This is a genomic window from Blastocatellia bacterium (genome assembly GCA_025055075.1).
Taxonomy (GTDB): domain Bacteria; phylum Acidobacteriota; class Blastocatellia; order HR10; family HR10; genus HR10.
Genome location: JANWYV010000020.1, coordinates 53,962 through 72,472, shown reverse-complemented (window position 1 = coordinate 72,472; position 18,511 = coordinate 53,962). Strand labels below are relative to the sequence as shown.

The 18,511-nt window shown below is 62.8% G+C and carries 10 protein-coding genes; 9 read left to right on the top strand and 1 reads right to left on the bottom strand.

The features are described 5' to 3' along the window. Positions 1–336 precede the first annotated feature (336 nt). From NZ746_05355 to NZ746_05315, 9 genes are all read left to right on the top strand, one after another. Complete coding sequence (locus tag NZ746_05355; GenBank protein MCS6816790.1) at positions 337–2,604, top strand: VWA domain-containing protein; 2,268 nt, start codon at positions 337–339, stop codon at positions 2,602–2,604. Then, positions 2,601–3,611, top strand: coding sequence for a C13 family peptidase (locus NZ746_05350; protein ID MCS6816789.1), 1,011 nt, complete (start codon positions 2,601–2,603; stop codon positions 3,609–3,611). Before NZ746_05355 ends, NZ746_05350 begins: the two co-directional genes overlap by 4 nt. A gap of 5 nt (positions 3,612–3,616) precedes the next feature. After that, on the top strand, positions 3,617–6,289 hold the full coding sequence (locus NZ746_05345) for a tetratricopeptide repeat protein (GenBank protein MCS6816788.1): 2,673 nt from the start codon (positions 3,617–3,619) through the stop codon (positions 6,287–6,289). Positions 6,290–6,307: 18 nt separating this feature from the next. Next, the gene (locus tag NZ746_05340; protein MCS6816787.1) at positions 6,308–7,063 is read left to right on the top strand and encodes a DUF4159 domain-containing protein; all 756 of its coding nucleotides are present in this window, start codon (positions 6,308–6,310) and stop codon (positions 7,061–7,063) included. 69 nt (positions 7,064–7,132) lie between these two features. Next, a complete protein-coding gene (locus NZ746_05335) occupies positions 7,133–8,161 on the top strand; it encodes an AAA family ATPase (GenBank protein ID MCS6816786.1) in 1,029 nt (342 codons plus the stop codon). Next, entirely contained in the window at positions 8,158–9,075 is a 918-nt protein-coding gene (locus tag NZ746_05330) for a DUF58 domain-containing protein (protein MCS6816785.1), read from the top strand. Before NZ746_05335 ends, NZ746_05330 begins: the two co-directional genes overlap by 4 nt. A gap of 10 nt (positions 9,076–9,085) precedes the next feature. Further along, a complete protein-coding gene (locus NZ746_05325) occupies positions 9,086–11,188 on the top strand; it encodes a BatA domain-containing protein (protein ID MCS6816784.1) in 2,103 nt (700 codons plus the stop codon). Continuing rightward, a complete protein-coding gene (locus tag NZ746_05320; GenBank protein MCS6816783.1) occupies positions 11,185–14,766 on the top strand; it encodes a hypothetical protein in 3,582 nt (1,193 codons plus the stop codon). Before NZ746_05325 ends, NZ746_05320 begins: the two co-directional genes overlap by 4 nt. Positions 14,767–14,943: 177 nt before the next feature. Further along, positions 14,944–16,578 (top strand): D-aminoacylase, encoded by a 1,635-nt coding sequence (locus NZ746_05315; GenBank protein ID MCS6816782.1) that lies wholly within the window; start codon positions 14,944–14,946, stop codon positions 16,576–16,578. A 133-nt stretch (positions 16,579–16,711) separates the two neighbouring features. Here NZ746_05315 and NZ746_05310 read toward each other — a convergent pair whose 3' ends face one another. After that, positions 16,712–18,493, bottom strand: coding sequence for an acyl-CoA dehydrogenase family protein (locus NZ746_05310; GenBank protein MCS6816781.1), 1,782 nt, complete (start codon positions 18,491–18,493; stop codon positions 16,712–16,714). Between the last annotated feature and the right edge of the window lie 18 nt (positions 18,494–18,511).

Genomic DNA, 18,511 nt, shown 5'->3' with positions numbered 1-18,511 from the left:
TCGTCCAGGGGAGCATTGTCGAGCGCTCCTCGCTTCATATCGCGATGCGGACGAGCTGTGATATAATCGCCGAGGCATGCGAGAGCGCCGGGATCGAATGTCCATGCGCGATCTGAGGATCGCTGGGACATCGGCAGATGTTGTTTGAAACGGTTCGCTGTCGCCACGATGCGCAGGAAGAGGTGGGCGTTCGCCGAGAGCTTCCAGTGAACAGCACTGAGCGCTGAAGTCCCCACTCCTGCCGCAGGAGCCCAGACGCGCTTCGTGCGAGAGCGCGGGAAAGGCGCAACCGATGAGCGCGCCGGAACGTTCCTTGTGTGTGGAATCGGGGCGCATATGGATCGCGTGTTTGAATGGCTCTTCAAATATCCGCCGGTCGTTTTCGAGCGCGGCGAGTTTTCATTCGCAGCGTTCTCCTCGACGGGCGCATGGGTAGCGCTCGTAGCGGCGACAGTGGGCGGCGCGTATGTGATCACTCGGCGCGCGCGTCAGCCGCTTCCGCGACGGATGAAGATCGTCACGATCGGTCTTCGACTCGGCGCCCTGGCGCTGCTGATCTTCTGCCTGCTGCAGCCGGTAGTGAGCGTCCCTTCGATCATTCCCCACACGGCGACGATCGCGATCCTGGTGGACGATTCCCTCAGCATGCGAATCCCGGATATGGACGGCCGATCTCGCGCGGAGGCCGTTCGGGCCTTCCTCGATCCTGAGGGAGGATTCTGGCGCGGGCTCATGGCGAGATTTGCAGTGCGCGTCTTCACGCTGAGCGGTGAAGAGCTGACGACTCAGCCGACCGTCCCGCGAACGGATCTCGCGATGGGACTCGAACGTGTGCTCGCGAGTCTTCAGGGAGAGCCGCTGGCTGCTGTCATCCTCATCAGCGATGGCGCGCATAATGCGAAGCGAGATCTATCGGCTCTTCTGCCGATGTTCACGACGCGGCGCGTTCCCATCTACACCGTCGGCGTGGGACAAGAGCGGATCGAGCGCGATGTCGAGTTGGTGCGCGTGAGCGTCCCTCGGCGCGTCCTCAAAGGGTCGTCGGTGAAAGCTGATCTCCTCCTCCGCTGCGGACGTGGATTGGAACGTCGCGTGACAGTGCGCGTTCTGGAAGGCGAGCGCACGCTTCAGGTGAAGCCGATCGAGTGCGACGGCGAGGCGGGGACCTCGGCCGTCGCGTTGGAGTTCACGCCCTCGGAGGCCGGTGTGCATCGGTACGCCTTCGTCGTTGATCCCCAATCGCGGGAATTGATCCTGGAGAACAATCGGTTGGAGGCCATCGTGGACGTGCGCGACGAAGTCGTGCGCGTGCTCTACATCGAGGGGGAACCTCGATGGGAATACGGGAAGCTGCGCGCGGCCGTCGCTGATGACGAGCAGCTCAACCTGGTCTCGGTCGTGCGCACGGCCCGAGGGAAATTCTATCGGCAGGGCGTCGAGAGCGGGGAAGAGTTGGTCAAGGGATTCCCGGAGCGTCCGGAGGAACTCTTTCGGTTCAAAGGGCTGATCCTTGGGAGCGTGGAGGCCGGGTTCTTCACCCGGGAACAGTTGGAGTGGATGGAGGCGTTCGTCGCGCGACGCGGCGGAGGATTGCTTATGCTCGGCGGTCGGCGTTCGTTCTCGGCGGGAGGGTATGCGCTGACGCCGCTCGCCGATGTCCTTCCCGTGGAGGTTCGGCGAGAACAATTGGAGAGCTCGCGCGAGGACGAAGTCGCCGTCTATGCGCCGACACTGACGGAAGCCGGACGAGACCATCCGATCACTCGCTTGAAGGAGGATCGCGCGGCGAACGAGCGCGCGTGGCGAGCGATGCCGCGCGTGACCGTGCCCGAGATCTTCGCGCGCGTCAAGCCCGGTGCCCTCGTCTTGCTCGAGGGCACACACGCTTCGCGCGCCGGGAGGCGACCCGTCCTACTCGCCGTACACCGATACGGTCGAGGGGTCGGGCTGGCCTTCACTCCTTCGGATTCGTGGCGATGGCAGATGGAGATGGACTCGAGCGATCTCTCGCACGAGACGTTCTGGAAGCAGATGCTGCGATATATGGTCAGCTTCGCCGAAGATCCGGTCACTGTGCGGACTGATGCGGATGCTTACGAAGTAGGGGACGAAGCTCCTCTTCGCGTGGAGGTGCGGGACGAGCTGTTCCGACCCGTTCTCAACGCCACTGTTGATGTCGAGGTGACTACGCCACGCGGCGCGACCGAGCGCATGCGCGTGGAGCCGTCTTTGGAGAACGAAGGCGAATATGTCGGTATGCTTCGCACGCCGGAGCCCGGCGTCTATCGTCTTCGAGCGCGCGCGCGGCGCGCCGATCGCGAGTTGGGAGAGGCGGAGATTCAGTTGATCGTGCGCGAGCCGGATCGAGAGTACCGAGGAGCCGAGCAAAACGTCGGACTGCTGCAATGGCTCGCGCGCGAGACCGGAGGGGAATACCATCCGATCACCGACGCCAAAGCCCTAGTGCCCGAGCTGGAGTATTCGGCCGGCGCGCATTCGATCCGCGTGACTAAGGAATTGTGGGACATGCCGATCCTCTTCCTGCTCCTTGTGAGCTTCCTCTCGCTGGAGTGGGCGCTGCGGCGGCGATGGGGAGGGATATGATGCGAGCCTTCTTCGAAAAGGTGGGAATCAGCGTGGCGTTGGGATTGCTTCTCCTCGGCGGGGCCCACGCACAGGAGGAGCGACGCGCACCCGATGAACGGTTCGCTGTGCTCGTGCGTGGCCTTGGCGGCGACCCAGCATTCGAGCGTCGGTTTGCCGAATGGACGGAGCGCCTCTGTGGACTCCTCACCGAACGCTGGCGGTTTCGCCCTGAGCATATCTTCGTGCTCACCCCTGACGGCCGCGGGTGTTCGCCGAACGCGGCGCGCGCGACGGCCGATGCCGTTCGCCGCGCGCTGGAGCGCGTTCGCAGCGAGAGCACACCCGAGAGCCTCGTCGTCATCTTCCTGATCGGGCATGGGAGCTTTGATGGCGAGCGCGGATATTTCAATCTGGTCGGGCCAGATCTCTCGGCGGAGGATTTCCGCGCGCTCTTGTCGGAAGTGAGGGCTCGTCACATCGTCTTCGTGAATACGGCTAGCTCCAGCGGCGCGTTCCTCCCGATCCTGAGTCGGCCGGGAACGGTCATCATCACGGCCACGCGCAGCGGGCGCGAGCAGCAAGCGACGATCTTCGCGCAGTATCTCCTCGAAGCTTTCGCCGATGCGCGGGCAGACACCGACAAGGACGGACGCACGTCGCTCGCGGAAGCATTCGCCTTCGCCACCAGGTTGACGGCGGAGCATTATGCGCGGCAAGGAGTCCTGGCGACCGAACATCCGCTCCTCGACGATAATGGCGATGGCATCGGACACGGGGAAATCGGTGAGGGGGATGGACGGTTGGCTCGAACCGTGTATCTGGAAGCGCCCGTCGAGATCGGCGAGGAAGATGAGGAATTGCGCGCGCTGCTTCGCCAACGGCAGGCGCTCCTTGAGAAGATCGAGGCGGTGAAAGCGCGGAAAACCGAGATGTCGCCGGACGAGTACGAGCGGGAGTTGGAACGATGGCTCTTGGAATTGGCCAGGCTCACTGAACGCATCAACGCGCGGAGGGGGAAGCCGTGACCCGAATGCGCATGACGTGGTCGCTGTGGACGCGATCGAGCGTCGGAAACCGCGCGTGGCGGACGGGAGGTCGTCTCCTAGTTCTCTTCGTTTTGCTGGCAGTAGGCGAACGAGCGGCGGCGCAGTCGTCGCTCGACGCGGGATGGGAGAAGCTGCGGCGCGGGGAATATGCGGAGGCGATCGCTCGACTTCAAATGGCGCTCGATCAGCAACCAGCCCGCGCGGCGGAAGGATTGATCACGGCTTATGCGGAGACGGGGCGATATGAGGACGCCGAACGGACCGCCCGCGAGGTCCTCGCGCGTGCGGACCGCGCTCTCACCACCGGCGAAATAGCGCGCTTGGAGATGCTGCTCGGGGAGATTCATCTGATGACTGGCCGATACGAGGACGCGCAGCGAGCGTTCGATCGCGCGCTCGCGCACGAAGGATGGCCGGGCCGCCTCCGCGCGGGCGTGCAAAAGGGGTGGGTCTTGTGGCAGATGGGACGCGTTGAGGAAGCACGCGAATGGCTGCGCCGTCTCACCGCACAAGCTCTCGCGCAAGGGCTGCAATCGGCGGAAGACCTGACGTGGGCGGCGCGCGCGTTCGCCTATTTGGACCGTCCGCATGAGGCGAATGAGTTGTATGCCGAGGCCATCGAGCGCGATCCCGCATTTCGGGAAGCGTATCTGCAAGCCGGCGATCTCTTCGTCGAAAGGTACAACTACGCGGAGGCCGCGAGCTTCTTCCGCGACGCCTTGCGGATCAATCCCCATTGCGCGCGGGCGCATCTGGGGCTTGCTCGGAGCACGCGGATCAACGGTGGAAGCGAAGCATTCGCCCATGTGCAACGGGCGCTCGCAGTGAATCCGCGGCTGGTCGAAGCTCACGATCTCATGGCAGCGCTGTTGCTGGAAGTGGGCGATATCGAGACGGCCGAGCGGCATCTCGGGGAGGCACTTCGCGTGAATCCGCACTCGCTCTCGACGCGCGCGTTGCGCGCTGTGGCCTTTTATCTGGAGGATCGCGCGGCCGAGCTGGCTGAGGAGATTCAGCGCGTGCTGAGATCGAATCCGCGCTATGGCGAGCTGTACGCCACGCTCGCCGATTTCGCTGTGCTCAACCGCCGATATCCTGAAGCCGTCGAGTTCGCGCGGCGCGCCGTTGAGCTGTCGCCGTGGCTGTGGCGAGCATGGGCGACATTAGGATTGAACCTCTTGCGCCTCGGGCGCGATGCAGAGGGGCGCGAGGTCTTGGAGCGCGCCTTCGCCGGAGATCCGTTCAATGTCTGGGTGAAGAACACGCTCGATCTGCTCGACAGCATGCGCGCCTATCGGGAGACGATCACAGAGCATTTCCTCATTCGCATGGCGCCTTCGGAGCATCCCGTCGTCGCGCCGCTTGTGGCAGATCTGCTCGAACGCGCGTATGGACGGCTCAGCGAACGGTATCAGTTTCGACCCGATGGGCCGATCATCGTCGAGCTGTTCCCCAATCACGAGGACTTCGCCGTGAAGACCGTCGGGCTGCCGGGGCTCGGAGCGCTCGGCGCGTGCTTCGGACGGGTGATCGTGATGGATTCCCCTTCGGCGCGCCCGCAGGGATCGTTCAACTGGGCGAGCACGGCATGGCACGAGTTCGTGCATGTGATCACGCTGCAGGCGACGGCCTATCGTATCCCGCGATGGTTCTCCGAGGGCATCTCGGTTTATGAAGAGCGGCGGGCGCGACCCGGATGGGGGCATCAATGGACGCTCGAATTCGCGCACGCTTTCGCGGAAGGGCAGTTCGTCCCCTTGCGCCATTTGGAGGCGGCGTTCCTTCGCCCTTCGTCTCCGCAGGCGCTCTCCCTCGCCTATTTTCAGGCTTCGCTCGTCGTCGAGTTCATCGTGGAGCGATTCGGGTTTGAGCGACTGCGCCATATGCTCGCGCTTTATCGCCAGGGGGAGCGCACCGAAGGAGTGTTTCAGAAAGCGCTGGGCATGAGCGTGGAGGAGTTGGATCGGCTCTTTCGTGAGCATGTGGCGCGAGAGATTGGGCCTTATCTCTCGCGACTCGATCTGCATCTGCTCAGGCGACCGCAGGTCTCGGAGGAAGAGGCTCGAGCGGCGCTCGCGCGTCATCCGGAGAATTTCGCCGCGCATTTGCGCCTGGGGCGGATACTCCGCGCGCGTGGAGATTTGGAAGCGGCCATCGTCCATTTGCGCGAGGCGATTCGCCTCTTCCCCTTCTACACGGGACCCGAGAATGCCTACGAAGCGCTGGCGGCGATCTTCGAGGCGCGTGGGGACGAAGCCGAGGCTTTGTCGGTGCTCCAACAGTGGGCGACTCGCGAGGAGGCGAATGAAGAGGTGTTGCGGCGCGTCCTTCGACTGGCGCTCAAGCTGGGGAAGAAGGACATTGCTGAGAATGCATTGGAGGCCATCCTGGCGATTTCTCCCTTGGATCGAGACGTGCAGGCGCAGGCCGGAGAGTTTTATCTGGAGCAGAATCAACCGGAGCGAGCCGTGCGCGCGTTCTCCGCTGTCTTGCATCTGAACCCGCCGGATCGCGCGGAAGCGCATTATCAGCTCGCGCGAGCTTTGTTGGCGAAGGGCGCGCGCGCGGAGGCGCGACGCGAAATCCTGCGGGCGCTGGAGATCGCGCCCGGATTCGAGAAAGCGCAAGCGCTCCTTTTGAAACTCGTCGAGCATTGAAGCGTGGGAGGGAGAGGGATGAGACATCGAAGCCGTTCTCATCATCCGCGCGTGTGGCTCATCGGGTGCGCGCTCGCGGTGCTCCTGAGCGGAGCGCCGCGCAAAGAGGCGCAGCCGAGCGCGAACCTGGACGCGCATTCGAATCGGTTCACCTTCGCCCGCATTCAGTACGGCGGGCGATTCTCCTCGCGCGCGTTCTTTGGCGGCGTGCCGCCTTGGGCGCACGATTATCCCCGCGGCGGGCGCCACTTGATGAAGATCTTGAGCGAAGTGAGCCTCGTGGACCCCAATCCCGATGAAGTGATCCTCCGTTTTGACGATCCGCGACTCTTCAAATATCCTTTCGCTTACCTCTGCGAGGTCGGATTCATGAGCTTGAGCGATCGAGAGATCGAAGGCTTGCGCGAGTATCTGCTGCGCGGAGGCTTCCTCATCGTGGATGATTTCCGAGAGGAGTGGGCCTTGGAGAATCTTCGCGCGCATTTGCGCCGTGCATTCCCCGATCTGGAGCTTCAGGAGTTGGACATCTCGCATCCCATCTTCAATTGCTTCTTCAGCATCAAGACGCTGGAGGTGCCCCCTCCTTATGGCGAGGGGGCGCCGAAGTTCTTCGGACTCTCGGACAAGAAGGGGCGCTTGATGATGATCGTCAACTACAACAACGATGTGAGCGAATACTGGGAGTGGTCGGACGATCCCTTCGCGCCTATCGAGTATACGAACGAGGCGTTTAAGTTCGGCGTGAATTACGCCATCTATGCCTTGACACATTGAGCGGCATTTCGCCATTTGAGGCGAGCTTCATCGGCTCGCCGGATTTCCGGAAGGGAAGGAGAGAACGCGATGCTCATCAATAAGGCCGTGGATCAAACTCGCGATGAGGAATTGCTGGAGAAGCTCGTCCGAGCGAAGGAGCAGATCCTGCGGGAGATCCGGAAGGTGATCATCGGACAGGACGACGTGATCGAACAGGTGCTCATCTCGCTCTTCGTCGGCGGCCATTCGATCATCACAGGAGTGCCGGGATTAGCCAAGACACTCTTGATCAAGACGATCGCCAATGCCCTCGATTTGAAGTTCAAGCGCATTCAGTTCACTCCCGATCTCATGCCGAGCGACATCACGGGGACGGAGGTCATCGAAGAAGATCGAGCGACGGGCAAGCGGCATTTCCATTTCGTGCCCGGGCCCATCTTCGCCAACATCGTCTTGGCGGATGAGATCAATCGAACGCCGCCGAAGACGCAGGCGGCGTTGCTGGAGGCGATGCAGGAGGGGGCGGTGACGGTGCAGGGCGTGACCTACGAGCTGCCGAAGCCCTTCTTCGTGCTCGCGACGCAGAATCCGATCGAGTTGGAGGGAACATATCCGCTTCCGGAAGCGCAGTTGGATCGCTTCATGTTCAACATCAAGATCGGCTACTTGAGCGAAGAGGAAGAAGTGGAAGTCGTGCGAGCGACGACGGTGCCGCAAGACGTCGTCTTCGAGCGGCAGATCACAGGACGGGACATCATCGAATTCCAGCGCTTGATTCGCCAGGTGCCGGCGGCCGACTCGGTCATCCGCTATGCCGTGCGCTTGGTGGGGGCGAGCCGGCCGGGGAACGGCGCCTTCGACTTCGTCCGCAAGTGGGTCAATTGGGGAGCGAGCCTGCGCGCCTCGCAGTTCCTCATCCTCGGGGGGAAAGCCCGCGCGATCTTGAACGGTCGCTATCATGTCTCGTGCGAGGATGTGCGCGCGCTCGCATATCCGGTCCTGCGCCATCGCATCCTCGTGAATTTCCAGGCCGAATCCGAAGGGGTGAATTCGGAGGAGATCATCCGCCGCCTGTTGGAGGCGGTGCCGGAACCGACATCGGGTCTCTCGGTATGAATCGGTCCGCTGAGGGATCGCGTCCGACATTTCGATTCTTGCGTCCGGAAGTGCTGGCGAAGATCTCGTCGCTGGAACTGCTGGCGCGCACGGTCGTCGAGGGATTCCTCGCTGGCTTACATCGTTCACCCTACATCGGCTTCAGCGTGGATTTCGCGGAGTATCGTCCATATATGCCCGGCGACGATCTTCGGTATCTCGACTGGAAGGTCTTGGCGCGGACCGACCGGACTTACATCAAAAAGTTTCGAGGCGACACGAACACGCGCGTGTATATCCTCCTGGATGTGAGTGCCTCGATGGCCTATCGGCAACCGCCGGCCATCGAGAAGCGTGAGTATGCATGTTATCTGGCCGCGTCGCTCGCTTATCTGGCGACGCGACAGAACGACGCTGTCGGCTTGATCACTTTCGATCGCGGAATTGTGGAGTACATTCCGGCGCGATTGCGACCAGGGCAGCTCCATCTCCTATTGAGCACGTTGGAACGGCTGAAGCCGGGGGGGACGTCAGCGATCGCGGACGCACTGCGGCGCATCGCCGAGCGCGTGCGGCGGCGCGGCATCATCATCCTCCTCTCGGACCTGTACGAGCCGCCGGATGTGTTGGGATCCGCCTTGCGGCTTCTCCGAGCCCAAGGACAGGACCTCATCGTCTTTCACCTCCTGGATGCTTCGGAGGTGGAGTTCCCGTTCACGGAAGCTGCGCGCTTCGTGGACATGGAGACGGGGGAGGAGATTCCCATCGCGCCCGATGCGCTCAGCGCTGACTATCGCGAGGCCGTTCGCCGACATCTGGATGAGGTGGAGCGCTTTTGTCGCGCTCATGGGATCGCGTATCAGCGGGTGCTCACGACGCAACCGCTCGATTGGGCGCTCTACACCTATCTCGGACGGCGGGCGCGCCTTCAGTGAGGGGCATGCGATGTCGTTTCTGAGTCCATGGTTTTTGCTCGGCGCGCTCTCGCTCCTCATCCCAGTGCTCATTCATCTGATGCGGCGGGAGCCGAAGCAGCGCATCCCTTTCGCGTCGGTCCTATTCTTGCGACGACTGCCAGAACCCGTGCACAAGCGGAGACGTTTGAGGCATTGGCTCCTCTTCCTGTTGCGCGCGATGGCTCTGTTGCTGCTCGTCTTCGCCTTCGCGCGCCCGTATCTGCGGGGTCACAGCGGGGAAGGGCGTTTCGGAGCGGCGCTCGTCCTGCTTGTGGATTGTTCGCTCAGCATGCGCTATGATGCGCGCTTCGCACGAGCGCGCGAGAAGGCGGAGGCGATCATAGCGAACGCTCCCCTCGGGGCTCGCATCGGCGTGATCGGCTTCTCCACGCGCGTGGATGTGCGCGCGCCCCTCTCACCCGATCGCGCGAACGCGCGCGCCGCCGTGCGATCGCTTCGTCCCACATTCCGCGCGACCGATTATGCGCGAGGAGTACAAGCCGCCCTCTCTCTTCTGGAAGAGGCCGAAGGCGGGGAGAGGGTCATCTATCTCATCTCCGACTTTCAACGCGCGGGATGGCGATCTGCGGAGTCCCAGATCCGTCTCCCTCCCGATGTGAAACTCGTTCCTGTGGACATCGCTTCCGAAGGCGGCGAAAACCGCGCCATCTTGGATGTGCGCGCGCTCGCGCGGGTCACGACACCGCAATACGCGGAACGACTCCTCGTGCGCGTGGGGAATTTCCATCGTTCGGCGACGTCATCGTCCGTTCGCCTTTTCGTCAACGATCGGCTCGTCCAGGAGAAACGACTGGTGCTCGATCCGGAGACCGTCGCGACCGTCGAGTTCGCTGGATTCCCCCTCGACCCCGGATTCAATCGCGTGCGCGTGGAGCTTGATCCCGATCGATTGCCCGAGGACGATCGCTTCTTCGCGATCATTCGACGCGAGCCGCCGCGACCGGTACTCGTGCTCGAAGGCGCGCGATCGCGCGCATTGGCGGAGAGCGCGAGTTTCTATGTGCAGCAGGCGCTTCTAGCCGATGAAGCGTTCGGTCCCGGGCGCGTCGTCGTGCGAGCGCTCGCAGACGCGACGCCGGAGGAGGTGAAGCGAGCGGAGGCTGTCGTAGTCACAGCTCCCTCGATGCTCGATTCAGCCTTGGAGACGGCGCTGCGCGAGTTCGTCGCAGCGGGCGGGGGAATGATCCTCGCGCTTGGCCCTCAAACGAACGCGAGCACGTTCAATCGAACATTCGGCCCTTGGCTCGGCGTGAGGATCGAAGGTGAGCGCTCTGAGCCGTTCTCTCTCTTGACCGAGATCGAGACCGATCATCCGCTCTTCCGCCTTTTCGCCGATCCGCGGCGAGCGAACTTCTCCGCCGTGCGATTCTCCGGCTATGCGCGGCTTGCACTGGAGCCAAAGGCCGAAGGGAAGCGCGATGCCTCGCCGCTCGTTCTCGCGCGATTCCATGATGGATGGCCGGCGATTCTGGAGGTCGCGCGCGGACGCGGAAAGGTGCTCCTTCTGGCGTTCGGATTGGATGCGCGGTGGAGCAATCTGCCGCTCACACCGCTTTATGCGCCGCTCGTTCATGAAATGCTCGTGTCGGTGAGGGCCGCCTCGCTGCGGTCCTTCTTCCGCGTCGGGGAGAACGTCGCTCTCGCGGATGCGGAGCCCGCCGCTCCACTCGCCGTCTTCGCTCCCGACGGAGAACGCCTCCATCGCGGAGGGGAGGAGGTATCCGAAGATTCGACTCGGTTCATGCCGGAGCGCATCGGCGTCTATCGCATACGACGCGTGGGCGGAGAAGAGCCTGTGGCCGTCAATGTCGAAGCCGGAGAGTCGGATCTCACGAAGATGGACGAAGCCGAGCGCGAGCGCATGATGGCGGCGATGGGCGGAAGGGAGATGAGCCGACGCACTGCCGACCCGGGTGAAGAACGCGTTCAAGCGGAGCGCCAGACCATGTGGCGCGCTTTACTTCTCGCGGCGCTCTTGTTGCTGATCTCGGAGGCCGTCTTGGCCGACCGAACGATGGGGAGAGTCCGAGGAACACTCGGAATCTCTTCGCCGAAGGAGGAAGGACGATGACCATGCCTTCATCGGAGATGTTGCTTCAGTTCGTCCATCGCCTGCGTCGGCGATGGCTGTGGGGATACTGGCTGCGACAGGCAGCTCTTGCTGGCTCGGCGCTCGTTGGGTGGTTCACCTTCGCCGGGCTCATGGCGGCGCGCGTGCCCGTAGCGCCGGAGGTTCTGACAACGCTCCGCGTAGCTACGGCGTTCGTCGTGCTCGGGATCGTCTACGCTTTCGTGTGGCGACCGCTACGCCGAATTCCCGACGAGGTGACCTTCGCGCGCTTCATCGAGGAGCGCGAGCCTCTTCTTGAAGATCGGTTGGTGACGGCCATCGAGATTCTCTCTCGATCGGGCGCGGCTGTCGCGGGGGCTTCGATCGCAGCTTCGGCGCGCTCGTCGGAACCCGTGCAAGGCTTTTCTCCCGCGCTCGTCCACCGATTGCTCGCCGACGCGCTCGCGCAGTGTTCGATGGTGCGCGAAGAGAGCGTGCTTTCGACGCGCCGGTTGCGCCTTCGCGCGCTTCTGGCGGTAGCGCCTCTTGCACTCTTCGCGATGCTCCTCGCCATCGGACCGGAAGCGCTGCGTATCGGCCTGGGGCGACTCTATGTGCCGGGGGGAATCGCCGTGGCCCCAGACCCGGCGATTCGCGTGTATCCTGGTGATGCGCGTATCCCACGCGGCCTCGATCAGGTCGTGACCGCCACACTACAGAATTTCGAGGCTGACTCGGCGCGTATTGTCTTCCGATCGGAAGGCGAATCGAATTGGCAGGAGCAACCGATGGAGGCTTCGGAGCCCCGCACTTTCCGTTTTCTCTTCGCGAACGTCCAACGTTCGATCGAATACTATGTGACGGCGCGCGCCATCCACTCGCCGACTTTTCGTCTGGAGGTTGTAGATTGGCCACGCGTGAGTCGGCTCGAGTTGCTCTATGTCTATCCGGCGTATACGGGACAACCTTCGCACAAAGTCGAGGACGGTGGGGACATCGCGGCCTTGAAGGGAACGCGCGTGACGGTGACGGCCCAGCTCAACGGGCGCGTGCGGGAAGCGCAGCTCGTCTTCGATGATGGGAGCACGCTGGCGATGGCGCCGAGCGGAACGTCGTCGAGCTTCACCGCTTCCTTCATCATCTCTAAGAACGCTCGGTACCACGTTCGGGTGCAACCTCTCGCGGGAGAGGCCTATGCCGCCTCGCGCGAGTATTCGATCGAAGCGTTGGAGGATGCTCCTCCGACGATCGCCATCGAGAAGCCGGGGCGCGATATGAAGGTGACGGCCATCCAGGAGGTCTTCACCGAAGCGCGCGCCGAAGACGATTACGGGATCGCGCGTGTGGAGCTTCGTTATTCGGTCAATGGCGGGCCGGAGCAAACGGTGACGCTCTATCAATCCCGCGGCACGCCCTCGCGATCCATCACTGGATCGCACACGTTCTTCCTCGAAGAGTGGAACTTGCAACCCGGCGACGTGGTCAGCTATTACGTCACCGCCCGTGACAACAATACGGCGACTGGTCCTGGCGTTGCGACGAGCGATATCTACTTCCTCGAAGTCCGACCGTTCGATCGGCGATTCCGCCAGGCGCAGCAAACGCCCACGGGCCAAGGGATGGGAGAGCGCGAGAGCGCGTTCGCCGAACGACAGAAAGAGATCATCGCGGCGACCTGGCGCGTCCTTCGGGAGAAGGATCGCGTCTCGGCCGAGGAATTTCGAGAGAACGTGAATACGCTCGAGCTGGCGCAGTCGAAGCTGCGCGAGGATGTGCAGACGGTCGTGGATCGCATGCGACGGCGACTCGGCGAGGGCTTGGAGGAGATGGAGGATTTCAAAAAGCTCTTCGATGCCTTGAGCGCGGCCGTGGGGGAGATGGGACGCGCCATCGAGGAATTGCGAGCGCGCCGTCTCAAGGAAGCCCTGCCTTTTGAGCAGCGAGCCTACCAGCAACTTCTGCGCGCCGATGCCATCTTTCGAGAGATCCAGGTCGCGTTCGCCGATCGCGGACAAAATGGAGGCAATGCGCGCGCGCAGGATCTGGCTGATCTCTTCGAGCTGGAGCTGGACAAGATGAAGAACCAGTACGAGACGATCCAGCGGGATCGCGGACAAGCGCGCGATCGGCAACTGGAGGAGCTGGAGCGACGGTTGCGGGAGTTGGCCGAGCGGCAGCAGCGGCTTCTGGAGCAGCGCTTGCGGCAAGGGGCCTCCGGTGGGGGCTCTGGGGACGACGGGCAGATGGCCGAGCAAGTGCGCGAGCTGGCGCGACAGCTCGAACGATTGACGCGGGAACGGCGCGACGCGCGCTTGGAGCAGGTTCGGCAGCAATTGGAACGAGCAGCGCGCGAGATGCAGCGCGCGCGCAGCGCATCGGATGGCCGCGAGGCCACGGCGCATCGAGCGCAAGCCTTGGAACATCTGCAGGCGGCGCGGCGTCAGCTCCAATCGGCCCAGCGTTCGCAGTTGGCTGAAGAGATTCGTCGGCTGCGAGACCGCGCTCGCGAAGCGCGCGAGCATCAGGAGCGGATCGCGCGCGAAGTCGAACGCCTCGCTCGTGAATCCGATCGCGCTCCCTTGGAGGCCGCGCGACCGTCGCTCCGCGATCGGAAATCGGCGCTCGCCGAAGAGGTCTCTCGCTTGAGACAACAGATCGAAGACGCCGCGCGACGAGCGCGGCAGGAGAATGACGCCGCTGCGGCGAGAGGGCTCTCGGCGGCTGCTGAGACGATTCAGCGCGAGCGCGTGCCCGAGCAGATCGAGCAGGGAATTCAGTTGCTCGAAAATCGGTGGCTCGAATATGCCGCCGAGCGCGAGCGTGCGATCGCTCGAGCGCTCGGCGAAGTCGCCCGCCGACTCGATGAGGCGGCGCGCAACGCGGGATCGCGATCGCCCGATGAGCGTTTGGCCGAGGCTCAAGAGCGTGCGCGCCGCCTGGCCGAAAATCTCCAGTCGCTCAGCGACCGATTGTCGGCCGAGCGCGGGAATGCTCGTCCCCGCGGAGAAGAGTCGCGAGGCGAATCGCGCGCTTCGGCACAAGGGACTTCGCGCGCGGGCGATCAGCGGGGACGGGCAGATCGCTCGGGAGAGCGAGCATCGGCGACGCCGGAATCTTCGCGAGAGCCTTCGGGCGGACAACGCACGGGAGAAGTGCGCGTGAACCCTCTGGGGAGTCGCGGTCCAGCTCGGGATTCCACAGCCGATGCCACCGCTTTCGGGAGACCGTCGCCCTCGCAGGGCCGCGATCTCGGCGAGGCCCTTCGACAGCTTCGGCGCGAACTCGATGAACGCGTGGAGGAAGCCGAGGAATTGCGTCGCCTCATGCCCTTGCGCGATCTTGTGGATGACGTCAATCGGATCATCGCCGAACTGCGACGCCTCGATGAAGCGCGATTGTTCCACGATCCGGAGGAGATCGAGCGGTTGAAGCGCCAGGTGCTCGATCCACTTCGACGCTTGGAATGGGAATTGAGTCGTCGGCAGCAGGAGCGTCTGGGAGCGGATCGGCTGCGACTGGCCGAGGAAATGGCTGTTCCGCCAGAGTACCGGCGCCTGGTCGAAGAATATTATCGCCGCCTCGCCCGCCAGCCGAAGTAAGCGAGTGCGTGGTCTCAACGTCATCATCCGCCGGCGCCCGGGAGGAACAGAAGGAGCGCCGGCGCGCGGCGGCGAAAATAATATGTGCGAGATTCGGGCTTGCTCCCTTGCGAGAAGCCTCGACGCCAGCTTTTATTCCCTCGGCCCAATGCGCATGTTGATGGGAGGAAGAGGCATATGCGGAGATCGCCCGGCATGTGGATTTGCCGATTCGCTATAAGTGTCCTGGTCGGGATCGTGCCCATCAGCGCCGTGTCACCGGCGTTTGTCGAGCGTCCTTACGACATTCTCATTCGCGGCGGGATCGTCGTGGATGGAACTGGAGCGCCCCGCTTTCGGGCAGATGTGGCCATTCGGGGGGATCGAATCGCGCGCGTGGACCGGTCGGGGATTCCGGCCGATCAAGCTGCTGTGGTGCTCGAGGCTGATGGGCTCATCATCGCGCCAGGCTTCATTGATCATCACGCCCACATCGCGACGAATATCCACGAATATCCGCTCGCGGAGAACTTCCTTCGTCAAGGCATCACGACCATCCTCGCGTCCTTGCACAGTGGCGATCAACCGTGGCCGCTCGACGCATACGCCGCCTCGCTGAAGATCGCTCCGAACGTCGGCTTTTTCGCCGGGCATACGTGGATTCGGAAACAGGTGCTCGGGCTGGAGAATCGTGCGCCCACGCCATCGGAGCTGGAGCGGATGAAAGCGCTCGTCGAAGAGAGCATGAAGCAGGGTGCGCTTGGTCTCTCGACGGGATTGCTCTACGTTCCAGCGTTCTACGCTACGACCGAAGAGATCATCGAGCTAGCGAAAGTCGCCGCGCGGTATGGAGGGATTTACGTCACCCACATGCGCGATGAGGGGCCTGGGCTTATTCGTTCGGTGGAGGAGACGATTCGCATCGCCCGCGAGGCGGGAATTCCGGCGCAGATCAATCACCACAAGGTCGTCGGTGCCGCGCAATTCGGTTGGAGCCGTCGGACGCTCGAACTGATTGATGCTGCGCGCGCCGAAGGCCTCGATATCAAACACGACCTCTATCCTTACACGGCGTCGAGCACGGGCTCGAGCATTCTCTTTCCCCAATGGGCTTTGGCCGGAGGAGCGAGAGCATTCGCCGAACGGATTGCGGATCCTCAAACGCGCGCCCGAATCGAACGGGAGATGCGCGCGATCTTTCGCGAGCGTGCCGGTCAGGACTTACGCAGCATCCAATTTCGCACTGTGCCTTCGGCTCCGCAATATAACGGGAAGACGCTGGCGGATATGGTGCGCGATCGAGGATTGCCGCCGACCATCGAATCCGGGATTCAAGTCGTGATCGAACTGCAACTGGCGGGCGGGTTCAGCGCCATCTACCACAGCATGGATGAAGAGGACGTGAAACGCATCATGCAGCATCCGTGGGCCATGTTCGAGACCGATGGTGATCTGGTGGGATATGGCGAGGGCTTCCCCCATCCTCGAAGTTATGGGGCGTTCCCGCGCGTGCTCGCGCGCTATGTGCGAGAGTTGAAGGTCTTGACGCTGGAAGAAGCGATTCGAAGAATGACGTCGCTCTCAGCGGCGCAGATCGGGCAGTTCGAGCGCGGGGTGATTCGCGAAGGGATGTACGCCGACATCGTCGTCTTCGATCCCGAGAGGATCCAAGACCTGGCGACCTACACCGATCCGCATCGGTATTCGGTAGGAGTCGTGCATCTGCTCGTAAACGGCGTGCTGGTGATCCGGAATGCCGCGCTCACCGGAGAGAAGCCCGGTCGCGTGCTCAGAGGGCCGGCGCGACCCGTGCGCCGTGACTCAAAGGCATGAACGATGTCGTCGCCCTTTGCTTCAGTGAACCGTCGTTCATCGCCGCACTTGCAGAGGCGAAGTCGCCACGGACTCTCGCACGGAGTCCGAAGCTGCGTCTTTCGCAGGCATCGGTCTCTGGCGAGAAGAAGGCTCAGTCGTTGAGCATGTATCGTCCGGCTTGAATGAAGGCGTCGGCGATGCGGCGTCGTGCGGCGACTGTGTTCATCGGAGTGAACTTGGTGAAGCGGCGCAATGCCGCCAGTTGCATCCGCAGCTCGTCGCCTTCAGCCAACGCGCTCACGGCTTGACGAGCGAGTAGCTCGATCCGTCCCATCGCGTCGTGAACATATGTGCGCGCGATATCCAATTGGACAGAGCACGAGTCCGCGCCACGTCGGGCGCTCAGCTTCAGCGCGCGCAGCAGAGCGCTCTCCATGAGGAAGATTTCGATGACCATATCGCTGATGGCCGCGACGATCTCTTGCTCTTCGGCCAATTGCTCTCGGTACTTCTGAGCCGCCACTCCGGCGACCAAGAGCGCGACCTTCTTTGCTTGCGCGACGATGCGCTTCTCGCGTTCCAGAAGGCCTTCGGCCTCCGGTTCCGGCATCGCGGGAGCGAGCACCTCTTGCGTCACGCGCTGGATCGCCCCAAGCAAGGGGAGATGTCCCGAGAGCGCGCGCCGCATGAGCATCCCGGTGATGAGCAAGCGGTTGATTTCGTTCGTCCCTTCGAAGATGCGATTGATGCGGGCATCGCGATAGGCGCGTTCGACGGGATACTCCGCGCTGTAGCCGTTCCCGCCGAAGATCTGCACGGCTTCATCGGCGACATAATTGGCGAATTCGCTGCCAACGACTTTATTGATCGCGCACTCGATGGCATATTCTTCGACGGCCTGCATGCGAGCGGGTTGATCGTCCTCATCGAGTCCGGAGAGCGCAGCATCAATGAGGCCTGCTGTGCGATAGACGGCGCTCTCGGCCACCCACGTCCGAATGGCCATCTCCGAGAGCTTGTGTTTGATGAGGCCGAATTCGCAGATGGGACGACCGAATTGGCGACGCTGTTTCGCGTATTGGAGCGCCGTCGTCAGACCGATCTTACAGCCGCCGACGCAACTGGCGCCCAATCGAAGTCGACCGAGATTCAGGACGTTGAACGCGATCTTATGCCCTTTGCCGATCTCACCGAGCAGATTCTCGACCGGCACGCGCGCGTTCTCAAACAGTAGGGCGCGCGTCGAGGAGCCTTTAATGCCCATCTTCCTCTCCTCCTGACCAATGGTCAGGCCCGGCGTATCTCGGGGAACGATGAAGCAAGAGAAGTGTTCGCCGCCGACTTTCGCGAAGGTGATGAAGAGATGGGCGAACCCGGCGTTCGTGATCCAGATCTTTGAACCGTTCAAAAGATAATGGCGGCCGTCGGGGGCCAAATCCGCGCGCGTCTTTCCGGCCAGCGCATCCGAACCCGCCTCCGGTTCGGTCAGGGCGTAGGCCGAGAGCCATTCGCCGCTGGCGAGCTTGGGGAGATATTTCCGTTTCTGCTCCACCGTACCGAAGAGGACGATGGGCGCTGTGCCGATCCCCGTATGTCCACCGTACGAAACGGCGAAGGAACTATTGGCGGCGACCTTTTCGGAGATGATCATCGCGCTCACCTTGTCCAGTCCGAGTCCACCATAGCGCTCGGGGATCTCGGCGGCGAGCAAGCCCACGTCGGCCGCGCGTCGCAGTAGCTCGGCCATCAATTCCAAGTTTTGATGTTCGATCTCTTCGGCGTTGGGCACGACCTCGCGCTCCATGAATTCCTCAGCGGTGCGAGCGATCATCCGGTGCTCTTCGCTGAAATCCTCGGGGGTGAACACATCCTCAGGGGATGCCTCCCGGATCAAAAAGCTTCCCCCTTTCACGCGCTCATCCTCTCTCGTCATAGCTGTTTCCTCCTGGAA

Bases quoted from the DNA above. Each gene is read 5' to 3' on its own strand.
- NZ746_05355 (MCS6816790.1), top strand. From the start codon at position 337: ATGGATCGCGTGTTTGAATGGCTCTTCAAATATCCGCCGGTCGTTTTC.
- NZ746_05350 (MCS6816789.1), top strand. From the start codon at position 2,601: ATGATGCGAGCCTTCTTCGAAAAGGTGGGAATCAGCGTGGCGTTGGGA.
- NZ746_05345 (MCS6816788.1), top strand. From the start codon at position 3,617: ATGCGCATGACGTGGTCGCTGTGGACGCGATCGAGCGTCGGAAACCGC.
- NZ746_05340 (MCS6816787.1), top strand. From the start codon at position 6,308: ATGAGACATCGAAGCCGTTCTCATCATCCGCGCGTGTGGCTCATCGGG.
- NZ746_05335 (MCS6816786.1), top strand. From the start codon at position 7,133: ATGCTCATCAATAAGGCCGTGGATCAAACTCGCGATGAGGAATTGCTG.
- NZ746_05330 (MCS6816785.1), top strand. From the start codon at position 8,158: ATGAATCGGTCCGCTGAGGGATCGCGTCCGACATTTCGATTCTTGCGT.
- NZ746_05325 (MCS6816784.1), top strand. From the start codon at position 9,086: ATGTCGTTTCTGAGTCCATGGTTTTTGCTCGGCGCGCTCTCGCTCCTC.
- NZ746_05320 (MCS6816783.1), top strand. From the start codon at position 11,185: ATGACCATGCCTTCATCGGAGATGTTGCTTCAGTTCGTCCATCGCCTG.
- NZ746_05315 (MCS6816782.1), top strand. From the start codon at position 14,944: ATGCGGAGATCGCCCGGCATGTGGATTTGCCGATTCGCTATAAGTGTC.
- NZ746_05310 (MCS6816781.1), bottom strand. From the start codon at position 18,493: ATGACGAGAGAGGATGAGCGCGTGAAAGGGGGAAGCTTTTTGATCCGG.